Raw genomic sequence first — 22,349 nt, 5'->3', positions numbered from 1 at the left:
GCGTGCCCCGGCCGGGCGGCGGCGGGCAGGGGCACGCACCGCCGTCCGGCCTGCTGTCCCCGGCTAGACGCTGTCCTGCGGGTGGTAGAGCTCCCGGGCGCGGGCCAGGTCGACGGGCCTGTCCGGGTGCAGGCGCAGGAAGAAGTCCAGCTGCCACGCCTGCGTACGGCCGGCCTGGCGGTTGGGAGGGGTCACCCAGGGCGGGTAGACGCGAAGGGCCCGCTTCCCACCCGAACCGTCCGCCGATACGACGCCGTGCCGGCGGAGCGCGTCCATGGGAAAGACGAACTGGCCGAAGCCGTGACCGTCGCGGGTGCTGATGACGAAGAGGTCGACGGGGTCCGTGACATCGAAGGGCTGGATGGGCCCGGCCGGGGACCTCTTCCAGACGGTGACGAACTGGCCGGCCTTGGTGGGGGTCGTCCTGGCCGCGCGAAACCGGACGGCGAGGCCGTCGAGGGTGAACTCGTGGGCGGCGTAATCGGCACTCTCGGATTCGGGCACCGGCTGCGAGCAGGAGAATCCGCAGCGGTCGTAGACGAGTGCCTTCGCCGCGACGAGATCTCCGTGGACCGGGGCGTTCCCCGGCCCGGGTTCCGGGCGGAGATCGGCTGAGTTCTCGCGGTCCGTGGTCATGCGCCCACTCTGTCACGGGTGGTGATCGGAGCGATCGGAGTGATCGGAACGACTCGGCCCCAGGACTAGGACAGCAGCTCCTCGGGGACGTCGGTGGCCCGGGTGAACACCGAGACCGGGTACTGGGTGTCGCAGTACTTGTTGCCGGTGGAGACCACGCCGATCACGACGCCGCCGACCATCAGCGGCCCGCCCGAGTCGCCCTTGCAGACGCTGTCCGTCGTGCCGGCCCGCGGCAGGCCGCAGACCTTGAGCAGCGGCGAGTCCTCGGGAAAGGTGTACGGGTCGCAGGAGGCCGGCGGGGCCTGCGTCAGCACCGCCTGCTTGAGGTGCGTACCGGGGCGGCCGTCCGGGCCGGTACGGCCGAACCCCAGCAGCGTGGCCGTGCGGCCGTCCCGGTACAGCGCCTCGTCCCCCTGCCGCGCCACCCGGACCGGCTTCTGCGGCAGCGGACGGTCCAGGGTGAGGACGGCGGAGTCGTGCTGCAGGCCGGAGGTGTAGCGCGGGTCCACCCGGTACCCCTTCACCCGGCGGACCTGGCCGCCGGAGCCGGTCAGGTCGGTCCGCCCGGCGATCACCCGCAGCGAGGCCGGGTCGTCGGCCTCGGCGACGCAGTGACCCGCGGTCAGCACCCTGGTCGGCGCGATCAGCGCGCCGGTGCACCACTGCTCGCCCGCGGCGGTCTCCAGGGCCACGACGAACGGGTGGGCCTTGGTCGTGGTGTCCGATCCGCCGTGGACGGCGGCGGCCGGGGCGGCGGCGACGGCCACCAGTCCGGCGGCGGCCAGCAGGACGGTGGTCGGGCGTCGGTTCGAGGTGCGCATGAAGGGTCGCATGAAGGGTCTTCCCCCTGGGGTCGGGTGCCGGGTGGCGGGGCCGGGTTCGGTGCCGACCCGCCGTCGGTCCACAGACTGTCCCGGGCCCCGTCCCGCCCGCCAGCTCCGCCCGGCGATCCGGGACGCTGGAACAGCGTCATGCCCCCTGACCTGCGGATTCGCCCCTTCCTGGAACGTCGCGACGGAACGCGGCGTGTGCCCGGAACGGGTGCGCGAGGGTGGGAGACCGACCCACAGGGGGCGACCGCCGATCCCGGAAAGCACGAAACCGGGGCCCGCACCCTCAGGTGCGGACCCCGGTTCGCGCATGCGCGCCGGCGAATCAGGCGGGGGTGATGTTCTCCGCCTGCGGGCCCTTCTGGCCCTGCGTGACGTCGAAGGAGACCCGCTGGCCCTCCTGGAGCTCACGGAAGCCCTGGGCCGCGATGTTCGAGTAGTGGGCGAAGACGTCGGGGCCGCCGCCGTCCTGCTCGATGAAGCCGAAGCCCTTTTCGGCGTTGAACCACTTCACGGTTCCCTGTGCCATGACGTTCTCCTTCTGTAGGCAGAGGCCCCATCCGGAGACGCCGGAAAACAAATAATGTGCCTGGAGGAAAGCATTCCCGTCAGGCACACATAGTTCATGGGTACCACAACTGCGACTCCAAAAACCGTAGCACGATGCACTGGCTCATGGTCGATCATCGAGGCGTCGGAGTTCCTCGGAGTCATTCATTAATGTGATATTCATTCCGATTAGTTCGGACGGTTACCGCGGTGGCCGAACGGATCGCGCCGGACGGATCACGCCGCCCGGCCGCGCGGTGCCCGTCAGCACGCGCAGGAGATGCCCGAGCGCGGGGCGGTCAGGTCGTCGATCGGGCGCTGCTCGGTGCCGGCCGCGGAGTCGTAGGCGAAGCCCTCGCGCACCCAGTACTCGAAGCCGCCGAGCATCTCCTTGACCCGGTAGCCGAGGCGGGCGAAGGCCAGCGCCGCGCGGGTCGCGCCGTTGCAGCCGGGGCCCCAGCAGTAGGTGACCACGGTCAGGGCCGGGTCGATGAGCTCCGGTGCCAGCTCGGCGATCCGCGCGGTGGGGATGTGGAGGGCGCCGGGGATGCGGCCCTGGTCCCAGGCGGCATCGCCGCGGGTGTCGACCACCACGACGCCGGGTGCGCCGGACGCCAGGTCGGCGTGGACGTCCGAGACGTCCGCCTCGAAGGCAAGACGGGCGGCGAAGTGGGCGGCGGCCTCGGCCGGGGCCGCGGCGGGCACGCTCAGGACGGCGCCGACGGTCTCGGTGGCAGCGGTGGCAGACATGGGGGCCTCGCGTTCGTGCTGGTCGGGACGGGTTCCGGTGGGCCGGGCCGGGTTCCCCCGGCCGGCGACGACTCCATCCTCCGGCCCCCGGGGCCGCCCCACGAGTGGCGTAAACGCCTGAGGCCGCCAAGATCCCGCCAGCCGCCCGGAGTGCCGGAGCGCCCCTCGCCGGAGCGCCCCTGGCCGGGCACTCCCCCGCGCCCTCCCCGGACCCCCTACCCGTTCAGGTGCGCCGCAGCGTGGCCGTGGCGATCTCCAGGAAGTCGCGCACCAGCCTCTCCCGCCGGTCCGCGAGGACGGCCAGGCAGGTCTCGATCGCGGGGGCGTCGGTGACGGGACGGTGGGCCAGGTCGGGGCGGGAGTAGGAGCGCGCGACGCTCCGCGGGACCAGCGCGATGCCCTGCCCGGAGGCGATGAGCTCGAACTTCTCCTCGAGCGAGGAGGTCCGCCGCCTCGGCACGTCGAGCATCCGCTCGCCGTCGAGGTCCGCGGAGGTGAGCTCGTCCCGGCGCGCCAGCGGGTGCGCCGCGGGCATGCAGGCGACCCTGGGGTCCTGGCCGATCGGGATGGTGTGCAGCCCCGATTCGTCGAACGGCCGCCGCAGGTAGCCGACCTGGGACCGGCCGTCGCGCAGCGACGCGTCCGGCTCCCACCAGCGCGCCGGGACGACGTCGGTCTCGACGTCGGGGTGGCGCTGCGCGAACGCCCGGATCGCGTCGGCCACGTGGAGTCCGGGCGAGAAGGCGACGACGAGCCGCCGGGTGCCCCGGTCGGCGTCGTGCACGCGCTGCACCGCCGCGGCGACGGCCGCGAGGATCCCCTGCGCCTCCTGGTAGAGCTGCTTGCCCGCGGGGGTCAACTCCACCCGGCGCGTGGTCCGTTCGAGCAAGGTGCAGTCCAACTCCTGCTCGATGGCCCTGATCTGGCGGCTGAGTACCGGCTGGGTGATGTAGAGCTGTTCCGCCGCCCGGCCGAAGTGCCGGTGTTCGACCACCGCGACGAAGTAGCGGAGCTTGCGCAGGTCGAGATCCATGCCGAGAAGGTATCAACGGCCGGAAAGGGCATTGGACGCCGCGGGCGGGCCGCCCGGAGACTCGAAACATGATCGTCATCACCACTCCCACCGGCCAGATCGGCGGCCGGCTCCTCGACATCCTGCTCGACCTGGCCCCCGCCCGCGGCGAAGAGCTGCGCGTCGTCGTGCGCGACCCGGAGAAGCTTCCGGACGCGGTCCGCGCCCGGGGCGACGTCGACGTCGTCACCGGCTCGCACGGCGACGCGGAGGTCGTCGACCGGGCCTTCGCCGGCGCGGACGCCGTCTTCTGGGTGGTCCCGCCGACGCCGCGGCCGCCGAGCCTGGACGCCCTGTACCTCGACTTCACCCGCGCCGCCGCGAAGGCCGTCACGGCCCACGGCGTCGGACACGTCGTCGGCGTCTCGGCGCTCGGCCGCGGCACCCCCGTCGCCGGCCGCGCCGGGCTCGTGACGGCGTCGCTGGCCATGGACGACCTCATCGCGGGTACGGGCACGGCCTACCGGGCCCTCGCCTGCCCGAGCTTCATGGACAACCTGCTGCGGCAGGCGGCGACGATCCGTGACGACGGCGTGTTCACCGACATCGTCTCCGCCGACCGCAGGGCGCCCCTGGCCGCCACCGGGGACATCGCGGCGGCCGCCGCCGGCCTGCTGCTCGACCGGTCCTGGACGGGAGCGGGCGAGGTCCCGGTGCTGGGCCCCGAGGACCTTTCGGCGGACGACATGGCGCGCGTCCTGTCCGAGGTTCTCGGCCGCCCGGTCCGCTACGAGCGCCGGCCGCTCGACGACTTCCGCGCCGCGCTCACCGGACGGGGTGCCACGGAGGCGCTCGTGGAGGGCTACGTCGACATGATGCGCGCCAAGGAGGACGGCCTCGACGCCGGGGTGGAGCGGACCCCGCGGACCGCGAGCCCGACCACCTTCCGCCAGTGGTGCGAGGAGGTGCTCACTCCGGCGCTCCGGGCCTGAACGCCAGGGCCGTACGCCGGCGCCGTACCGGGCAGGGGGGCGCAGCCGGCCGGGGTCCCGGGGAGCAGGGGGTTGGTCCGCGGGGCCCCGGCCGTGTGGGAGGCCAGCCGCGCCATTGGGGGGAGGACGCGGCTGCTCTGCTCGGCGGCCCGACTGCGGTGGGGTCGCCGTGTCGGGAATGCTAGACCCCGGGTGGTGTGGTGAACAGTGCTGTGACCTGGGATTTTTCGGCCGCGAGCATGCCATCCGGAAGCCGCGGCTCCGGCTTTCGCCCCGCCCCCTGACCCCTGGGCCGCGCCCGAAGACCGGCCCCCGTCCACGCGATCGCCCCCGTACCGCGGGCCTCGTGATCGTTTTCGACGGCAGGCCGCTGACCTGCTAGTCTTCTTCTCGTCGCGAGGGAGATGATTCCTCGTCAGGCGTCAGCGGTGCTACCAGAGCACGCCCTACTTTCAGTAGGGAGAGTCCGTGCGACCCGGGCCTGGCGCTCCACAGTCGGACGAGGTCCGGTACCCACTCGGGTACCGGACCTCGTCCGCGTTCACGGACGGCCCGCGGGCCGGGCCCGTGACACGGCATCACCCGCTCCTGACCGGCTGTCCGGGGAGGGGCGCGGGGTCGACGCCGGTCAGGTCTCGGCTGGCGTCCCAGAGGCGGGCCGCGACGGAGGTGTCGGCGAGGTGGGGCCAGAGCGGTTCGCGCCGGGGGGTGCCGCGCAGGCCGAAGGCGCGTGGTCCCCAGAGCTGGCCCCCGCGTACGGCCGGGTCGAGCACGGCCCGGACGGCGGGCCAGGCGCCGGCGTGCTTGCCCTGGACCAGGAGGGCCGCGGGGGCCGCGCCCAGCCGGGCGCCGGTGGTCCGGACGTGGACCGGCGGCCGTGCGGGGGTGAGGGAGTCCAGCGCGCCGCCGGGGTGGACCACCACGCTCGTCACCGTGCTGCCGGCGGCGCGCAGGCGGCGGTCGAGTTCGAGGCCGAAGTACATCTGGGCCAGCTTGGAGCGCCCGTAGGCGCGCTTGGGCCGGTAGTCGTCGCGGGACTGCAGGTCGTCCGGGTCGAGGCGCTCGGACTTGGCCGCGAAGCTGCCCGTGGTGACGATCCGGGCCGCCGGAGCGGCCGTCAGCAGCGGCATCAGCCACCGGGTCAGGGCGAAGTGCCCGAGGTGGTTCGTGCCGAACATCAGCTCGTGGCCGTCGCGGGTCTCCGTGCGCGGCGGGTCGTCGAGCGCGACGCCGGCGTTGTGGACCACCGCGTCGAGGCGTTCCACCCGCAGTGATTCCGCGACGGTCCGCAGCGACGGGAGGTCGGCGAGGTCCAGCCGGACGGCCCGCACCCGCGCTCCGGGCACGCGCGCGCGGATCGAGGCCGTGGCGTCCTCGGCCTTCGCGGGGTTGCGGCTGCCGAGGACGACGGTCGCCCCGGTCGCCGAGAGCTGCTCGGCGACGAAGTACCCGATGCCGGCGTTGCCGCCGGTGACCAGGAAGACGCTGCCGTCGGCACGCGGCAGCCGGTGGACGTTCCAGGGCGGGGTGGAGGATGCGGATGGCACGGTGACGGGGCTCCCTTGCTGGTGGCGAAAGCCGCGGCTGCTCGCCGGGCGACTCGCGGCCCACGGTTCCAGCGGCCACCGGCATCCCGCCCACAGGCGGCCCACAGACCGCTGGCAGCCCGCCTGCAGCCCTGTCGGACGGCCGGCGGCCCGGCCGGCGGCCCGAACGGGTTCGGGCCGCCGGTCCGGCGGGACGTCAGACCCGCACGACGGTCAGGACGCGCACTCGCGGCAGATGGGCTGACCGTTCTTGTCCTCACCGGCGAGTTGCGCGCGGTGGTGGACCAGGAAGCAGGTCATGCAGGTGAACTCGTCCGCCTGCAGGGGCACGACCCGGACGGTGAGCTCCTCCCCGGACAGGTCGGCACCCGGGAGCTCCAGCCCTTCGACGGCCTCGGGCTCCACGTCGACGGTGGAACTCTGCTTGTCGTCGCGCCGGCCCTTCAGTGCCTCGATGCTTTCGTCGTTGCTCTCGTCGCCGGTGTCGCGGGGGGCGTCGTAGTCGGTTGCCACTGTGCTGTCTTCTCCTCAAGGGTCGCTTCCGGCGGACGGGTCGTACCGCCCGCCGGTCCGCACGGTGCCGGCCGACGCGTGGTCGTCCCGCCCGTGGCGCACCACCATCCCATCTGTCGGGCCCGACCGCCGCGCGACGGACGGGTGGCGATCGTCTCGTCCGGGCCGGGGCCGGCCGAAACCCGGGGGCGAGGCGGTCCTGACCCAGGCCCGGCCGGGCCGGTGACGGTCAGTCCTGGCCGGCGGCGAAGGGCCCCTCGTCGACGAAGCGGCGCAGCAGGCGGGCGAAGGCCTGGGCGTCGGCCTGCGGCCAGGTGGCGAGCGACTCCTCGATGCCGGTGGCGAGCCGCTGCCGGGTGGCCTCGACGGCGGTGCGGCCGTCGTCGCTGAGGGCGAGCAGGGTGGCGCGGCCGTCGGCCGGGTCGGGCTGGCGCCGCAGGAGGCCGGCCTGTTCGAGGCGGTCGGCGCGGCGGGTGACGGTGGTGCGGTCGAGTCCGATCTCGCGGCCCAGGTCGGCGGCGCTGTACGGGCCGGTGCGGGCCAGGCCGCTGAGGACCGGGTAAGTGAGTTCGTCGACCGCCTCCCCCAGTCCTTCGGTCAGGCGGGTGTAGACGCGGGCTCGGGTGCTGCGGCGCAGGAGCAGCCCGAGGGCGTCGGCGATGTCGTGTCCGGTCGGGTTCTTCACCCCTGCAGATTAGCGTGCTCGGCGCACGCTTTTCCTGGTACAGTCATAAGCGTGCTTCAGGCACGCATCTTCATCATCCACCGCGGGCCGCTCCCGAGCGTTTCCAAGCGTCTCCGAGCGCTCCCGCACGCCTCCGAAGGAATCCCCGTGAACCACACCGACGTCCGCGCCGCCCTCACCGACCTGCTGCTCACCCCGGGCCTCGACCTGGACGAGGCCGCCGACCGGCACTTCGCGCCCGACTACCGCCAGCGCACCGACGGAGAGTGGGCCGACCGCGCCGAGTTCCTGGCCCACATCGCCCACCTGCGCACCGTCGTCGCCGACGGCTCCGTCGAGGTCCACGACGAGCTCGCCTCCGGCGACCGCTACGCCGACCGCCACACCATGACCATCGTCAAGACCGACGGGTCCACCGCCCGCATCGAGGTCTACGTCTTCGCCGAGTTCGCCCCCGACGGCCGCTTCCGCCGCATCGAGGAGACCACCCTCATGCTCGAAGGCGCCGAGCACGACCGGAACCTCGGCAGCGCCCGCTGAACCCCCGGCACGAAGCGCGCCCTGCGCGGGAAGTCGGCCCCGCCGACTTCCCGCGCGCCCCGGTGCCGCACGGTGGCCCGCGCGCGGGAGCGCACGACGGGCGCGCGGGCGCCCGCGCGCGACGGCATGGCCGGCGGCGAGGGTGCCGGTGACGCCCCTGACCAGGAGGTCCGGACGGGACGGGCGGTGCGTACGATGCCTCGCTGTGGGGGAAACGGGAAGGGACGTCCGGCCGTGGCCGGCGCGGGCGTTGGTGGTGGCGGTCGGAGCCGCCCTGGTGGCGGTGCACCTCTTGAAGGGGCTGGCGCGCGTACCGGCGCAGCCGGGTGCGGGGGCCGCGGTCGTGGCGGCCTGCCTCGCCCTGGTGGTGCTGCAGTCGCGGCACACCCGGCCCGGTCCGGGTGGCGGGCCCGTACGGGCGGGCTGGACGGTCGCGGAGCTGGCGGTGGCCTTCCTCGCGGTCGGTCCGCTCGGGGTCTCGGTCGGCCTGCTCTGCCTGCCCGCCGCCTCCCTGCTGCTGGAACGCCGCCGGCCGCTGCGCCGGCTGCTGCTGCCGCCGTTCGTGGGGGCCGCCGTCCTGGCCGCGGCGGTGCGGTCCGCGTCCGTCCGGGACGCCGTCGACCTGCTGCTGATGGTCGCGCTCGGCGGCGTCATGCTGTACACCGTCACCCGGCTCGCGCTGCTGGCGGCAGGCGTCCACGCCGCGCGGCTCACGCTGGCGGCCTCCGCGGTCACCGACGAGCGGCTGCGCATCGCGTCGAGCCTGCGCAGCGAGCTGTCCGAAGGGCTCGCCCGGATCCGGGGCCTGGCCGTGCGGGCGGACCCGTCGGTCCTGGACCCGCTGATCGCCGTGGCCCGCGGGACGCTCGCGGCCGCCCGGGCCACCACCGCCGAGCTGCGCAGCCTCTCGCTGGCCCCGGAGGCGGCCAGTGCCCGGGCGCTGCTGGCCTCCGCCGGCGTCGCGGCCGACATCCGGATCGGGCACCGCGAGCCGCTGGGACCGGCCGGGACCGTGCTCGCGACGGTGCTGCGCGAGTCGGTCACGGCGGCCGTCCGGGTCGGGGACGCCCGCCGCTGCGAGGTCAGCACCGGTGAGCGGGCCGGGCGGGTGGTGCTGCGCGTGGTCAGCGACGGCATGCCGACGGCCGCGCTCGGCGCGGACCTCCTGGACGACCTCGCGGACCGGGTCCGGGTCGTGGGCGGCCGGCTGACGGCGGGTCTGGAGCCGGACGGGCGCTTCGCCGTGGAGGCGTCCGTCGCCGCCACGGCCGCCCCGCGGGCCGCCGCCGACCCGTCCGAGCTGCGGACCGCGCTCGGCCTCTACTACTTCCTCCTCGCCGCCTTCGGCGCCAGGGTGCTGCTGTTCGTTCCGGCGACGGTGACCGGCCTGGGACTCGGCGTGGCGTGTGTGCTGGCGTTCTGCGCCGTCCAGGTCCGCGTCTCGGTCCACGGCGTGACCCGGCACCTCCGCTCCGCCCTGCTCGCCTCGGCGGTCCTCGCCCTGGTGCCGCTGCCCTGGCTGGGCCGGAACTGGATCGGGGCGGCCGGCATCCTGGCCGGCTCACTGCCGGTCGCCCTGCCGCTGCGCGCCGGGGCGGCCGCGGCCGCCGTGCTGGTGGTGGCCGCCGGGGTGATCGGCGGGGGCGCTCCGGTGTCCCTGCCGTCGACGCTGTCGACCACGGTCAGCGTGATGATCACCTGTGTGGTGGTGTACGCGGTGCTGCGGCTGGTCAGGCTGGTGCGGGAGTTCCAGCGGGCGGGTGCCGGGCTGGCCCGCGCCGCCGTGGTCACCGAGCGCCTGCGCGCCGCCCGGGACCTGCACGACCTGCTCGGGCACGGTCTGGCCGCGATCGTGCTCAAGGCCGAGCTCGCGCGACGGCTCGCGGACGTCGCCGGGGGTGGCATCGGGGACGCCGCCGGGGGTGGCGCCGGGGACGCCGCCGAGGCGGCCGGTGAGCGCTGCCGTGCCGAGCTCGCGGACATCGTGCGGCTGGCCGAACGGGGGCAGAGCGAGCTGGGGGCGGTGGCCGAGGAGAGCCCCCGGCTGTCCTTCGCCGCCGAACTCACGTCGGCGGCGGCGGTCCTGGAGGCGGCCGCCATCACCGTGGAGCTGGAGGACGTCCCGGTGCCGGGCGAGGCGGGGGCCGTGCTGGGCGTGGCCCTGCGCGAGGCCGTGACCAACATCCTGCGGCACAGCCACGCCCGCCATGCGCGGATCGCCACCTCCGTCACCGGCGACGTGGCGCGCCTGGAGGTGGAGAACGACGGCGTCCGCGAGGGCGTCACCGCACCCGGCTCCGGGATCGGCGGGCTGACGGTCCGCCTCGCCGAGGCGGGCGGCACCCTGACCGCCGGCCCGGACGACGGCTGGTACCTGCTCCGGGCCGAGCTGCCGCTGCACTGCCCCTGAACCGACCGTACGGTCAGCCCCGGCCCCGGCCGGCCTACGCCGTCAGCCAGCCCGCCTCCCGCGCGATGCGCACCGCGTCCGTCCGGTTGCGGGCGTTCAGTTTGCCGACGACGGCGGTGAGCACGTTGCGCACCGTCCCCGTCGACAGGTGCAGCCGCGCGGCGATCTCGGGCGGTTCGGCGCCCTCGGCCAGCTCCCGCAGCACGTCGTTCTCGCGCGGCGTGAGCGGATTGTCCGCCAGGTCCCAGGCCGCCACGGCCAGCGACGGGTCCAGCACCCGTCCGCCGGCGGCGACCTGGCGGATGGCCGCGACCAGGTCCGCCGGCGGGGCGGTCTTCAGCAGGAAGCCGTCGACCTTCGCGTCCAGGGCCCGGCGCAGCAGCCCGGGGCGGCCGAGGGAGGTCAGCATCAGCGTCCGGCAGTGCGGCAGCTTCTCCTTGAGCGCGGCGGCGGCCTGCAGGCCGTCCGTCCGGCCCGGCATCTCGATGTCGAGGACCGCGACGTCGGGGGTGAAGACCAGTGCGCGGGGCACCACGTCGTCGGCCGAGTCCGCCTGTGCGACGACCCGGAGGTCGGGTTCCAGTTCCAGGAGTGCCACCAGGGCGCCGCGCACCACGTGCTGGTCCTCGGCCAACAGGAGTTTGATCATGTTCCGACCCTACCCGTGACGATGTCACGGGTGGCCCGTGATCCTCTCCCTGGGACGGGAGTTCGCAGGTCGGCAGGCTTGGGGGCATGAACGAAGCGATCACTCTGGACGCCGTGAGCAAGGTCTACGGCAAGGGGCGGGGCGCGGTGGCCGCGCTGCGCGAGGTGACGGTGCACCTGCCCAAGGGCGGCTTCACCGCCGTGATGGGGCCGTCCGGTTCGGGCAAGAGCACCTTCCTGCACTGCGCGGCCGGCCTGGACCGCCCGTCGTCCGGGACGGTCCGTCTCGGCGGCACCGACCTGTCGCGGCTGAGTGAGCACAAGCTGACCGAACTGCGCCGGGAGCGCGCGGGGTTCGTGTTCCAGGCGTTCAACCTGATCTCCTCGCTGACCGTCGAGCAGAACGTCGCCCTGCCGCTGCGGCTGGCCGGCCGGCGCGCCGACGCCGGCCGGCTGGCCGAACTCGTGCACCGGGTGGGGCTGCGGGAGCGTGCCGGGCACCGGCCCGGGCAGCTGTCCGGCGGCCAGCAGCAGCGGGTGGCGATCGCCCGGGCGCTGATCTCGGACCCCGAGGTGGTGTTCGCGGACGAGCCCACCGGCGCGCTGGACACCATGACCGCCCGTGAGGTGCTGACGCTGCTGCGCCAGACCGTCGACGAGCTCGGCCAGACCATCGTCATGGTCACCCACGACCCCGTCGCCGCGTCCTACGCCGACGAGGTCCTCTTCCTGGCCGACGGCCGGGTCGCCGACACCATGTCCGGACCGACCGCCGCCAAGGTCGCCGACCGCATGATCCGCCTGGGAGCGTGGAACCGATGATGCTGAGCCTCGCCCTCACCACCCTCCGGCACCGCGCGGCCGGCTTCGCGGGCGCCTTCGTCGCCCTGTTCTGCGCGGCCGCCCTGGTCTGCGGGTGCGGGACCCTCCTGGTCACCGGCCTCACCGGCACCGTCCGGCCCGAACGCTACGCGGCCGCGCCGATCGTCGTGTCCGGGGACCAGGACGTGCACGCCGTCGAGGACAAGGGCAAGGGGAAGGTCAAGGAGAAGAGCAAGCCGGTCGCCGACCACGCCTGGGTGCCGGCCGCCCTCGCCGACCGCATCGCCGCCCTGCCCTCGGTCCGGGCCGTCGCCACCGAGGTGACCTTCCCGGTGCTGCTGCCCGGCGGGCCCACCGGCGGCTCCTGGGGCCACGGTTGGGAGTCCGCGCCGCTGAGCGGGCTCACCCTCGCCGCCGGCCGCGCGCCCTCCGGCCCGGACGAGGTCGTGGTCGACGCGGCCACCGCCGCCGGGCTCCGCCTGTCGCCGGGCTCCACCACCCCCGCCCGCACGGCCTCGGGCACGCTGACCGTCCACGTGGTCGGCGTCACCGCCCAGGGCTTCGACAGCCAGGCCGCCGTCTACTTCGCCCCCGACCGGGCCCGCCGGCTCGCCGGCCACGACGGCCTGGTCGGCGCGATCGGCGTCTTCCCGGCCGCGCCGTCGGCCGCCGACGACGTCCGGGCGCTGCTCGCCGGAACCCGGACCGTCCCGGCGCCCGGCGGGACCGCCCCTGCCCCCGGCCAGAGCGTCCCGGCGCCCAGCGGGACCGCCCCGGCACCCGGCCAGAGCGTCCCGGCGCCCGTGGTCCGCACCGGCGACGACCGCGGCCGGGTCGAGTTCCCCGACGCCGCCAACGCTCAGGTCCGCCTGGTCAGCATGGGCGCCGTCCTGGCCGGCACCTCGCTGCTGGTCGCCCTGCTGGTCGTCGTCGGCACCTTCGGCCTGTCGATCCAGCAGCGGCAGCGGGAGATCGCCGTCCTGCGGGCCGTGGCCGCGACCGGCCGGCAGGTCCGCAAGATGATCGGCGGCGAGGCGCTCGCCATCGGCCTGGCGGCCGGAACCCTCGGCGCCGCCGCCGGCCTGCCGCTGGGCGACTGGCTGCACGGCCGCTTCGTGGCCCTGGACGTCATCCCGGCCAACCTGCCCGTCGTCCTCTCCCCCTTCCCCGTCGTCGCCGCCGCGGCCGCCACCCTGCTGGCCGGCTGGGCAGCCGCCCGCCTCTCCGCCCGGCGCGCCACCGCCGTCAAGCCGGTCGAGGCCCTCGGCGAAGCCGAACTCAAGCCCCCGCGGCTGGCCCGGACCCGGATCGCCCTCGGCGTCCTCGCCACCGCCGGCGCCGTCACGCTCACCGCCCTGCTCACCGTCCTGCACTCCGACCAGGCCTCGACCCCGGCCTGCTTCGTCGCCGTCCTGCTGTGGTGCACGGCGCTCGCCCTGCTCGGCCCGCTGGTGGCCCGTGCCGGTGTCGCCGTCCTCGGCCTGCCGCTGCGGGCGTCCCGGGTCGGCGGCTACCTCGCCGCCCACAACCTGCGCGCCGGGGCGCACCGGCTGGCCTCGGTCGTCACCCCGCTGACCCTGCTGGTCGCGATGGCCTGCACCATCCTGTTCACCCAGACCACCGTCGACCACGCGGCGGACGCGCAGCGCGAGCGCGGGAACACCGCCGACTTCGTCGTCGGGCCGCGCGTGCCGGGCACCGCCGCCCAGGCGCTCGCCGCCGTCCCGGGCGTACGGACCGTGACCCGGGTGCTCCACACCCAGGTCCGCGACGGGCTGACCAAGCGCAGCGTCCAGGCGGTCACGCCCGAGCGCCTGTCCGACACCCTCGACCTCGGCGTCACCGCCGGCGACCTCGGCCGTCTGACGGACGGTACGGCGGCGGCCGCCGACGGGCTGGGCTACCGGCTCGGCCAGCGGGTGCGCCTGGTCCTCGCCGACGGCACCCCGGCCGAGGTGACGGTCGTCGCCCTCTACGGCCGCGGCCTCGGCTTCGGCGACCTCACCCTCGCGCACTCCCTGGTCGCCGCCCACGTCGACGTGCCGCTCGACGACGAACTGCTCGTCCGGGGCGACGGCAGCGGGGCCGCGCCCACCCGGCAGGCCCTCACCGCCGCCCTGCACGGCGACCCCGGCCTGGGGGTGCTGGAGCGCGCCGCCGCCGTCCAGGCCTCGCAGACCCGGGTCAGCGCCCAGATCGGCTACGTCACCCTCGGGCTGATCATCGCCTTCGTCGCCATCGCCGTCCTCAACACCCTGGCCATGAGCATCAGCGACCGCCGCCCCGAGTTCGCGGCCCTGCGGCTCACCGGCGCCACCCGCCGCCAGATCCGGCGAATGCTCGGCTGGGAGACCGCGGCCTCCGTCGCCGTCGCCACCGCGCTCGGCCTCGCCATCGCCGCCGCGGTGCTCACCACCTACGCCCAGGGCATCACCCGCGGCACCGCCGGACCCGCCGTACCGGCCACCACCCTCGCCCTGGTCCTCGCCGGCACCGCCGCCCTCGCCGCCCTCGGCACCTGGCTCCCCGCCCGCACCACCCTGCGCGGCCTCCGCGGCCGGGCGTGAACAACCCCGCACCCCGGCGGCCCGGCCCCGGCTACGGGGCCGGGCCCGCGTGGGCCCGGCCCCGTAGCCGACACGCGCGGAAACCGGGATGCCCCGGCCCGCTCGGGCGGAGGCGCCGTCGTTCGTGAGGGTCCGTGAGCGCCCGTGTGGGCCCGTGTGGGAGAGTACGGCGCGATCATGAATCCTGGGGGGTGGATCAGTGCGCACACGTCATCGCGTGGTGACCGGGCTCGTTCTCGCGGTTCTCGGCGTGTCGGCCTGCGCAGCCGACCCGCGGGCCCGTCCGGACAGCCCCGCGGCCTCCCGCCACGTGCCTTCGGACCGGCTGCGGGACGGCCTGCTGACCCAGGACCGGCTCCCCCGCGGTTTCCGGCTGAACACGGCGGAGGCCGACTCGACGACCACCGGCGCTCCGCACACCCCCTCGGCGGTCCCCATCGCGGCGATGCCGTGCTCCGAACTCGGTGTCGACTCCTTCATGACGGCTCACGCCCCACCGGCGGAGGACGTCGCGGTGGGGGTGGAACGGACTCCGGCCGACGACGGCGACGACGACTCCGGGTGGTTCGGCCAGGAAGCGCTCGACCGGTACCAGCCCGGACAGGCGGCCGCGGTCATGGCCGCCATCCGCGAGGCCGCCCGGCGCTGCGCCTCCTTCACCACCACCGTCGTGGACGGGACGCCGCTCCGCCAGACCGTGTCCGTCACACCGGCCGGGGTACCGGCCGACGACGGCCTGCTGCTCCACCTCACGTCGACCTTCCCCGACGACCCGCAACCGTTCATCGACGAGACCGCCTTCGTCCGGATCGGCGATGTGATCATCCTGGTGCAGCGGATCGCCGACCGGAAGCCGTCGTCGGATTCGGAAGCCGTGCTCGCGGCCGCGGTGACGACGTACCGTTCCGCCACCGGCCGCTGACGGCTCAGCCGCCCGCCGGCACCCGGAGCGTGCCGCACCGCTGCATCCGCTGCCGGCGCGGCCGGGAGCCGGCGAGGGCGGTGAAGACGGACTGGACCACCACCAGGTACATCAGTTGCCGGTGGACGAACTGCTGCAGCGGCAGGCTCCACAGCCGTCCGAGCCGTTCCCCGTCCAGCCGGAACGCGTAGGCGCCCATCAGCGTCTGGACGGGGCCTCGGTCCACGCCTTGGCCTTCTCCTCGTAGACGACCCGCCGGCCGGCCCGGCAGAGCGCCATGGTGAGGTCGGTGTCCTCGGCGAGCGTCTCCTCGCCCACGCCGCCGGCCGCCGGCAGCGCCGAGCGGCGGAAGGCGCCGGCCGCGCCCGGCACGGTGGGCACGCACTCGGCGAGGTCGAAGAGCCGGCGGTCCGGGTTGAAGCCGACCACCGATCGCGGCGGATCGCGGGGTGGGCGGCCGCACCCTGTTCAGCGCCTGTGCCCGGCCCGCTGTCACACCCCTTCTCCCCCTCCCGGGCGGCCGTGGGGCGGCGTCGGGCCCGGCTGCCGGGCCGTGGGCCGTGGGGGCCTGATCGCGCCGAACGCCGTTTCCTGCCACGGCGTCTCGGCTACGCTCGCGCTGGGGACGGCCGGAATCGAACAAGGGGGCGCATCCATGCCGTACGCGATCGGCGCGAAGGTGAAGCTGACCAGGGACGCGCAGGTCACCTCGGACGCCGCGGCGGCCGGGCTCGGCCTCCCCGGCCCGCTGTTCCTGGCCGAGGGCCTGGAGGGCGTCGTCACGGGCTCGGCGCAGGAGGCCGGCGGCATGGCCCAGGAGTACCTCGCCGCCTTCGACCAGCAGGTCGGCCCCGGCCAGTTCACGGGCCACACGGCCCTCCTGATCGACGGGCTCCGTCAGCAGGTCATCCGGCACGGGGCGGCCCTCCCCGGGGGCAGCGCCCGGGTCAGGTACCGGGTGCGCTTCGAGAACGGGTTCGTTCTCGGCGGTGTCGAAGAGAACTGGCTGACCGGAGCCTGAGTGCCCGCCACCGTGCTCCCGCCGGCCGGCGGGAGCCGGGCATGACGTCCGGCAGGCGCGGGCCCCGCTCATCCCCCGGCGCCGCGGAAGGCGACGGCGGTGACCAGTCCGGCGATCCGGTGTTCGGCGGCCGGGCGCAGTCCGGCCTCGGCCGCGTGGCGCAGCCACACCGACCGGGGCAGGAAGTGCCAGGCCCCGGGGCCGTAGGCGGCGATGTTGGCGGCGTCACGCAGGTGCTCGACCAGCAGCAGGGTGCCGCCCGGGCGCAGCGTGCGGGCCACCTCGGTGAACAGCGCGCGGCGGTCCGCGGGTCGGCGCAGCTCGTGGGCGGCGAAGACGGCGAACACGGTGTCCAGCGAGGACGTCCGGGCGGGCAGCGCGCCCGGACGGGCCGGCACGGTGCCGGGGGCGGGCGGGACGCGGCGCCGGGCCCGCCGGATCGAGCCCTCCGTGGTGAGCGCCGGGTCGTACAGGTCGGCGATGTGCTGGCGGGCCGCCGGGTGGCGGGTGGAGATCCGGGGGCTGGCCTCGTCCAGCCCGGCGGAGATCACCAGGTGCGTGCCGGGGCCGTCGGGCAGCAGCGCGGGCAGCCAGTCGTAGGTGTAGAGCTCTGAGCGGTCGTAGACGCACCAGGTGGCGAGGGTGCTGACGGCGAGGTGGGCGGCCGCGGTGGCGGCCCCGGCCCGGGCGAGCACGGCGGCCGGCCGGGGCAGGTGGCGGGCCGCCGCCCAGCCGCCGGCCGCGGTGAGGACGCCGGCCGCGTACAGGGGCCAGTTGTAACGGACCACCTCGCGGACGCCGGAGGGGCGCCGGGGCGCCGGGGCGGTGGTCACCGGGCGGCCCCGTCCAGGGTGCGGCGGCTGCCGCGCTGCCAGCCGTAGTCGACGTCGGCGACGTGGAAGGCGTTGGCGAGCACGGGCCGGCTGCCGGCCAGCGGGCCGTGGTCGAAGAAGGTCAGCCGGGGGACCTCGACCGCCACCGGGACGGGCTGCCAGTCGGTTCGGGTGGCCTTGACCACGACGACCGAGCGGGTCTGCGGCTCGTACTCGAAGGTGTAGGGCAGCGGGCCGGCGAACCGCCGGGCCGCCCGGGCGTCCGCGAAGGGGCTGCCCGGCGGCAGGGCGGCCGGGGCGCTCCCCAGGTCGGCGCGCACATGCAGGTCGGCGCGGCCGTCGCCGCTGAGGACCTTGAACTCCAGGGTGTCGCCGACCGTCCGGGTGCCGATCCGGGCGTGGCGGTAGTGGTAGCGGGTCAGGAGGTTGCCGCCGGCGGTCATCAGCCGGCTGTCGGTGTCCGAGCGCAGGATCCGCAGCCCGCGCATGGTCCGCCCGGCGGGGGTGGGGAAGCGTGTGAAGACCCGGTAGCCGGTGAGGATGAAGTCGCGGCCGAACCGGGCCGGCAGCGCGGCCGGGCGCAGCGCCCGGGTGTCGACCACGGCGGCCGCGACGAAGCCGTGCTCGGTTCCGGTCGGGTCGGTGTAGGTGTCCAGGGCGAGCCCGGGCGGTACCAGCGGGGCGAGCAGCCGGGGCGGCAGCGCGTAGGTGAGGACGAGGGAGTGCGCGAAGTGGGTGCGGATCGGGACGGGGTGGCGCTGGAGGAGGTGTCGCACGGTCGACTCCGTTGGTCTGTGCGGGGGTTGGGGTGGGGGTGGGCGTTCGCGGCGCGGGTTCGCGGGGCGCGGTTCAGGGGCGCGGGGCGCTGGGCGCGGGTTCGCGGGGCGCGGGCTCAGAGGTGGACAAGCCGGATGACGCCCCACAGCGGGCAGCGGTCCTCGGCGGCGGCTCCCGGGCCGGCTGGTCCCGGTTCGCGGACGCTGCGCAGCACCGCGACCCCTCCGGGCCGGACGGCGTGGCGCACGGCGGCGAGCAGCCGGCGGGCGAAGGCCGGGTCGGGGCCGTCCAGGACGTTGGAGAGCGTCACCGCGTCGTAGGCCGCGGCCGGGGAGCGTTCGAGGTGTTCGAGGACGTCGCCGTGGAGCAGCCGGACGGGTGGCCCGGGCGGGGCCGTTCTGCCGGGCGGTACGTCGCCGCCGGGCAGTTCGCGCCCGAGCAGGAGCCGCCAGGCCCAGGGGTTGTCGGCGTTGGGGTGGCGGGCGAAGCCGCGGGCCAGCCGGGCCCGCAGCACGGTGTCGAAGCGGTGCGGCAGCACGGCCCGGAACGCCGGGCGCAGGCCGCCCGCGAGCGTGCCGGCCGGACGGAGGGCGGCGCCGAGCAGCAGCCGCAGGCCCGGGCCGTCGAGGTGGCGGCGCCAGTGGCGGGCCTGCGCCGCCGGGTCGTCGAGGCGCAGGAACCGTTCCAGCGCCGCCGGGCGCCAGGCCGGCAGGACGGTCGCGGCGGCGGACCGGCCGAGGGCGAGCAGCCGTTCCGCCGTACCGGTCGCGGCGGGCGCACCGGCGGTCAGGCGGGCGTGGGCGTAGGCGAGTTGGGCCGGGTTGAGGTCGACCGCGGTGACCTGGTGGCCGGCGGCGGCCAGCGCGGCGGCGGTGTCCCCGGCGGAGGCGACGCACAGGACGCGGGCGCCGGGCGGCGGGAAGGCGGCGAGCTCGACGCCGGGGTCCTCGTACATCCGGCCGAACAGCACGGCGGGGCGGCGGGGGCGCAGGCTCAGCAGCCGGTGGTCGGCCCAGGGGGTCGTGGTGCTCACGCGGTCCTCACCGTACGGGTGGCGGGGGTGTGCCGGCTGGCGGCGACGGTCCAGATCAGTGCCAGGAAGGCGAGGTCCTGGACGACCAGCCGTCCGGGTTCGGGGATCTCGTCGGCGCCGAACAGCAGGCCGCCGGTGTTGAACCCGGCCACCAGGACGGTCTGCACGACCGCGGCGAGGCGGGCGCGGCGGCCGGTCAGCACCCAGAGGCCGAGGGCCACCTCGGCCGCCCCGATGGCGAGCAGCAGTGGTGTCACCGCCCACCCGGGCAGCAGCGGCACCGACTCCACGATGGCCCGCTGGTCCGCCCGGCCCGGCCAGATCTTGCACCAGAGCCCTTCGTAGCCCCACATCAGCGCCACCGCTGCGGCGGCCGCCCTGTCCTGCCACGGCGTCATGTCTCCCCCTTCCTCCTGCCGCCCGACGGGGTCACGCGACCGCGTCAGGGCAGCCCGGGACCGCCCCGCACCGCTGTTCACGGCCGGGAGGTGCCTGCTCGGCATCATCATGGCGCACGACTTTGAACACGTTCAACTCGGCTCCTCCCCTACCCGCCGGGGCCACCACCGAGCAGGGCCGCGCCACCCCGGCGACGGACGTGGGGGCGGCCCCGTGCCAGGGCGTCCGGCCTGCGGGCGCAGGGCCTCCTGGACGTACGAGAGCCCATCGGCACCGGGCCGCACCACCCCGAGGGTCCCAGGTGGTCGCCAAGTACGCGTAGGACTCACAGAGTTGGGTGCGACTGGGTAGCCTGATCCGTACTCGTCAGCCCGCGTGCGCGACGTGCGGCAAGCGGGCGGGTGCGAGGCGCGGCAGGGGCTCTCGGGTGAAAGGGGGACGTTCGTGGAGCGGGATGCGCGGGGCGAGGGACGAACGGGCGACGGGAACGTCGACAACAAGGTCGCGGGGGTCAGCGGGCCTGTCGTCCTAGGGCGGGATTTCGCGGGCGACGTCACGATCAACACGTTCGTTGAGCCGCCGGCCAGAACGGCTGGGGACGAAGCCCTGGCCCGGGCCGCGGACGACCTCGCTTCCGCCGTCAGACGCCAGTGGAGGGAGGAGGCGGCGCTACGGCGGCTGAACGATCCGTATCCGCTGCCGGTCCGGTGGCGGCCCGCCGAACCTCGGCTCATGGAGCCCTGGCGTTCGCTGGTCCAACTGGCCACGACGGGCATCGGCTGGGCATCGGCCTCGCCGTCCGCCTGGGCGTCCGGGCCGGAAGCGCTGTCCGGGGGCGGCGGCGAGTTGGTGGGGGTGCTGACCCGGGTGCCCACGGGCCGCCTGGTCGTGCTCGGGGAACCGGGTTCCGGCAAGAGCGTGCTGCTGGTGCGGCTCGTGCTGGACCTGCTCGCACGCCGCCGCCCCGGGGACCCGGTGCCCGTACTCGTACCACTCGCCTCGTGGGACCCGGGACGGGAGGAACTGGATCTGTGGCTGGAACAGCGGCTGGGCATCGACTACCCGTGGCTCGGCGATCCCGGCCGGTCGGGAGCCAGCAGGGGACGAGAGCTCCTGGACGCCGGCTGGATCATGCTGGTGCTGGACGGCTTGGACGAGATCCCCGACGGCGTCCGCGGTCAGGCGATCGCCCGGATCAACGACACCCTCGGCCTCCTCCCGGATCTCGGAATGGTCCTCAGCTCGCGCACCGCTCCTTTCACCGCCACCGTCCGGCCGCACACCGGGCCCGAGGTACGGGTGATCGGCGCGGCGGGCGTCGAGCTCGAGCCGCTGGACCTGGACACCGTCGCGTCGTACCTCCGGGACTCCGCCGGCGGGCCGACCAACGAAGCCCGCTGGCAGGAGGTGTTCGCCGCGTTGGCCACCGGGCATGACCCCCATCCTCTGGGCCAGTTGCTCACCACGCCGCTGATGGCGTACCTGGCCCGGGTCGCCTACAACCCCGCACCGGACGCGGCCGAGGACAACGGGCCCGGCCCCGGGCCGGCCGACCGCCCGTCGGATTCAGCGCAGGGCCCCGAACGGGTCCCCACTCCGGACGAACTCCTGGACCGCTCACGGTTTCCCACGCCCGCCGCGATCCGGGAGCACCTGCTGGACTCCTTCATCCCCGCCGCCTACGCGCGGCACCGGACCCCGTCCCCGGCCGCCCGAACGGCCGGGTCTCCACGGTCGAAGCACAGCTGGACGCGCGGGCAGGCGGCCCACTTCCTGACCTATCTCGCCCGTGACCTGGAGCACCGCCAGCAGGGCACCACCGACCTCAGATGGTGGGACCTCCCCGACGCGGCACCGAGGGTTCTAGCAGGAGCCGTCGTGGGACTCGTGGCCGTGCCGGCCGGTGTGGTGATGCCGTTCGGCGCCTGGCTCGGGGTCGGCATGATCGTCGGCGTCGCCGTCGCGATGACGGGCCGCCGGTGGAGTCCGCCCACCCGGAGCTTCAACCGCGGGCTGGCAGGCGGGCTGATCGGCAGCCTCCTCGGGTCCGCGTTCGGCCTCGGCATGCGCGCCGCGCTCGGGGTCGACAGCCCGGCGGGGTACCTCGTCAGCGGGCTCGCACTGGGCCTGGTACCCGGGTTCCTCGGCGGCTTCCGGGCCGGTCTGGCGGGCGGTGTCGCGGCGTCCTTCGTCGGGGCGTTCGTCGGCAGGCCTGAAATGGGGGACTCTGCACCGTTGGTCAACAGCGTCGGCTTCGCCGTCGCCGCGGTCTGCGTGGTCACCATGGGCCGCAGCCGCCTGCCGGCGCGAGGCCTGCGCTGGTCACCGCTCGGCATCCTCACCGGTCTGGGTGGCGGTCTCGCCCTCGGGATCGCCGTCACCCTGCAGGCCGGTCTGCTCAACGGGCTGCTGGCAGGCGCGGTGGGTGCCGCCGGCGGTTCCTTCGGCGCGGGACTGGAGGCCAAGCCGGCCGAGGCGACGGTCGTGGCGGACCCGCAGACCGTCCTGGACCAGGACCGCGTCACCTTCTGGACCACCGCTCTGGCGGGCGGCCTCGCCATCGGCCTCGCCGCCGCGCTCGTCATCGGATCGCTCCTGGAACCGTGGCGCGGGGCCCTGACCGGAGTGGCCGACGGGCTGGCGACCGGCCTGGCCTGGGGCTTCCTCCAGGCCAGGTACGGATCGTTCACACTCGCCCGATGGTGGCTCGCCCTACGCGGCCAGGTGCCATGGCGGTTGATGCCGTTCCTCGCGGACGCACACCGGCGGGGAGTGCTGCGGCAGGTCGGCGCCACCTACCAGCTGCGCCACGCCGAACTGCAGCGTCGCCTCGCCGGGAGGGCGTGAGCCGGTCGTAGGC

General features: G+C 75.3%; 21 protein-coding genes and 1 pseudogene. 8 read left to right on the top strand and 14 right to left on the bottom strand.

Annotated features, from left to right (window positions below; all coding sequences use genetic code 11):
- Positions 1–63 precede the first annotated feature (63 nt).
- The 5 genes from ACYP53_RS40430 to ACYP53_RS40410 form a co-directional block, all read right to left on the bottom strand.
- A complete protein-coding gene (locus tag ACYP53_RS40430; protein ID WP_459651108.1) occupies positions 64–636 on the bottom strand; it encodes a MepB family protein in 573 nt (190 codons plus the stop codon).
- Between the two features lie 65 nt (positions 637–701).
- Entirely contained in the window at positions 702–1,460 is a 759-nt protein-coding gene (locus tag ACYP53_RS40425) for a S1 family peptidase (RefSeq protein ID WP_459651107.1), read from the bottom strand.
- A gap of 334 nt (positions 1,461–1,794) precedes the next feature.
- Positions 1,795–1,998: a cold-shock protein gene (locus ACYP53_RS40420; protein ID WP_189923292.1), complete on the bottom strand. Its 204-nt coding sequence runs from the start codon at positions 1,996–1,998 to the stop codon at positions 1,795–1,797.
- A 284-nt stretch (positions 1,999–2,282) separates the two neighbouring features.
- Positions 2,283–2,768 carry a rhodanese-like domain-containing protein gene (locus ACYP53_RS40415; RefSeq protein ID WP_459651106.1) on the bottom strand — a complete coding sequence of 162 codons (486 nt, stop codon included), beginning with the start codon at positions 2,766–2,768 and terminating at the stop codon, positions 2,283–2,285.
- Positions 2,769–2,991: 223 nt separating this feature from the next.
- Positions 2,992–3,801: a LysR family transcriptional regulator gene (locus ACYP53_RS40410; RefSeq protein ID WP_189923288.1), complete on the bottom strand. Its 810-nt coding sequence runs from the start codon at positions 3,799–3,801 to the stop codon at positions 2,992–2,994.
- Positions 3,802–3,869: 68 nt separating this feature from the next.
- Between ACYP53_RS40410 and ACYP53_RS40405 the strand changes: the two genes are divergently transcribed.
- The gene (locus ACYP53_RS40405; RefSeq protein WP_189923286.1) at positions 3,870–4,772 is read left to right on the top strand and encodes an NAD(P)H-binding protein; all 903 of its coding nucleotides are present in this window, start codon (positions 3,870–3,872) and stop codon (positions 4,770–4,772) included.
- Between the two features lie 578 nt (positions 4,773–5,350).
- Here the strand turns inward: ACYP53_RS40405 and ACYP53_RS40400 are convergent.
- From ACYP53_RS40400 to ACYP53_RS40390, 3 genes are all read right to left on the bottom strand, one after another.
- A complete protein-coding gene (locus tag ACYP53_RS40400) occupies positions 5,351–6,319 on the bottom strand; it encodes an SDR family NAD(P)-dependent oxidoreductase (RefSeq protein ID WP_459651105.1) in 969 nt (322 codons plus the stop codon).
- Positions 6,320–6,532: 213 nt separating this feature from the next.
- The gene (locus ACYP53_RS40395) at positions 6,533–6,832 is read right to left on the bottom strand and encodes a DUF4193 domain-containing protein (RefSeq protein ID WP_189923281.1); all 300 of its coding nucleotides are present in this window, start codon (positions 6,830–6,832) and stop codon (positions 6,533–6,535) included.
- A gap of 229 nt (positions 6,833–7,061) precedes the next feature.
- The gene (locus tag ACYP53_RS40390) at positions 7,062–7,517 is read right to left on the bottom strand and encodes a MarR family winged helix-turn-helix transcriptional regulator (RefSeq protein ID WP_459651104.1); all 456 of its coding nucleotides are present in this window, start codon (positions 7,515–7,517) and stop codon (positions 7,062–7,064) included.
- A 147-nt stretch (positions 7,518–7,664) separates the two neighbouring features.
- Between ACYP53_RS40390 and ACYP53_RS40385 the strand changes: the two genes are divergently transcribed.
- Together ACYP53_RS40385 and ACYP53_RS40380 are read left to right on the top strand one after the other, a co-directional pair.
- Positions 7,665–8,057 (top strand): nuclear transport factor 2 family protein, encoded by a 393-nt coding sequence (locus ACYP53_RS40385; protein ID WP_459651103.1) that lies wholly within the window; start codon positions 7,665–7,667, stop codon positions 8,055–8,057.
- Between the two features lie 205 nt (positions 8,058–8,262).
- A complete protein-coding gene (locus tag ACYP53_RS40380) occupies positions 8,263–10,467 on the top strand; it encodes a sensor histidine kinase (RefSeq protein WP_459651102.1) in 2,205 nt (734 codons plus the stop codon).
- Between the two features lie 34 nt (positions 10,468–10,501).
- Here ACYP53_RS40380 and ACYP53_RS40375 read toward each other — a convergent pair whose 3' ends face one another.
- On the bottom strand, positions 10,502–11,116 hold the full coding sequence (locus ACYP53_RS40375) for a response regulator transcription factor (RefSeq protein WP_189923273.1): 615 nt from the start codon (positions 11,114–11,116) through the stop codon (positions 10,502–10,504).
- 86 nt (positions 11,117–11,202) lie between these two features.
- Here ACYP53_RS40375 and ACYP53_RS40370 point away from each other — a divergent pair, with 86 nt between their 5' ends.
- From ACYP53_RS40370 to ACYP53_RS40360, 3 genes are all read left to right on the top strand, one after another.
- Complete coding sequence (locus ACYP53_RS40370) at positions 11,203–11,937, top strand: ABC transporter ATP-binding protein (RefSeq protein WP_459651101.1); 735 nt, start codon at positions 11,203–11,205, stop codon at positions 11,935–11,937.
- The gene (locus ACYP53_RS40365) at positions 11,934–14,504 is read left to right on the top strand and encodes an FtsX-like permease family protein (RefSeq protein WP_459651100.1); all 2,571 of its coding nucleotides are present in this window, start codon (positions 11,934–11,936) and stop codon (positions 14,502–14,504) included. Before ACYP53_RS40370 ends, ACYP53_RS40365 begins: the two co-directional genes overlap by 4 nt.
- A 220-nt stretch (positions 14,505–14,724) precedes the next feature.
- Positions 14,725–15,426, top strand: a complete 702-nt coding sequence (locus ACYP53_RS40360) for a hypothetical protein (protein WP_459651099.1) — start codon at positions 14,725–14,727, stop codon at positions 15,424–15,426.
- A gap of 4 nt (positions 15,427–15,430) precedes the next feature.
- Here ACYP53_RS40360 and ACYP53_RS40355 read toward each other — a convergent pair.
- Positions 15,431–15,855: pseudogene (locus tag ACYP53_RS40355) on the bottom strand (glycosyltransferase family 2 protein); the annotation flags it as partial.
- A 226-nt stretch (positions 15,856–16,081) separates the two neighbouring features.
- Here ACYP53_RS40355 and ACYP53_RS40350 point away from each other — a divergent pair.
- On the top strand, positions 16,082–16,447 hold the full coding sequence (locus tag ACYP53_RS40350; protein ID WP_459651098.1) for a hypothetical protein: 366 nt from the start codon (positions 16,082–16,084) through the stop codon (positions 16,445–16,447).
- A 68-nt stretch (positions 16,448–16,515) separates the two neighbouring features.
- Here the strand turns inward: ACYP53_RS40350 and ACYP53_RS40345 are convergent, their stop codons facing one another.
- From ACYP53_RS40345 to ACYP53_RS40330, 4 genes are all read right to left on the bottom strand, one after another.
- Positions 16,516–17,280: a class I SAM-dependent methyltransferase gene (locus ACYP53_RS40345; protein ID WP_459651097.1), complete on the bottom strand. Its 765-nt coding sequence runs from the start codon at positions 17,278–17,280 to the stop codon at positions 16,516–16,518.
- Positions 17,277–18,056, bottom strand: a complete 780-nt coding sequence (locus tag ACYP53_RS40340) for a DUF2071 domain-containing protein (RefSeq protein WP_229929080.1) — start codon at positions 18,054–18,056, stop codon at positions 17,277–17,279. The genes ACYP53_RS40345 and ACYP53_RS40340 overlap by 4 nt, the downstream gene beginning before the upstream one ends.
- Before the next feature lie 116 nt (positions 18,057–18,172).
- Complete coding sequence (locus ACYP53_RS40335) at positions 18,173–19,090, bottom strand: DUF3419 family protein (protein WP_459651096.1); 918 nt, start codon at positions 19,088–19,090, stop codon at positions 18,173–18,175.
- On the bottom strand, positions 19,087–19,488 hold the full coding sequence (locus ACYP53_RS40330; RefSeq protein WP_459651095.1) for a DoxX-like family protein: 402 nt from the start codon (positions 19,486–19,488) through the stop codon (positions 19,087–19,089). The genes ACYP53_RS40335 and ACYP53_RS40330 overlap by 4 nt, the downstream gene beginning before the upstream one ends.
- 733 nt (positions 19,489–20,221) lie before the next feature.
- On the opposite strand from ACYP53_RS40330, the gene ACYP53_RS40325 reads away from it, so the two are divergent.
- Positions 20,222–22,336 carry an NACHT domain-containing protein gene (locus ACYP53_RS40325; RefSeq protein ID WP_459651094.1) on the top strand — a complete coding sequence of 705 codons (2,115 nt, stop codon included), beginning with the start codon at positions 20,222–20,224 and terminating at the stop codon, positions 22,334–22,336.
- The last annotated feature ends 13 nt before the right edge of the window (positions 22,337–22,349 follow it).

The organism is Kitasatospora sp. Ki12 (assembly GCF_054601375.1).
This window is presented reverse-complemented; position numbering and strand designations above follow the sequence as displayed.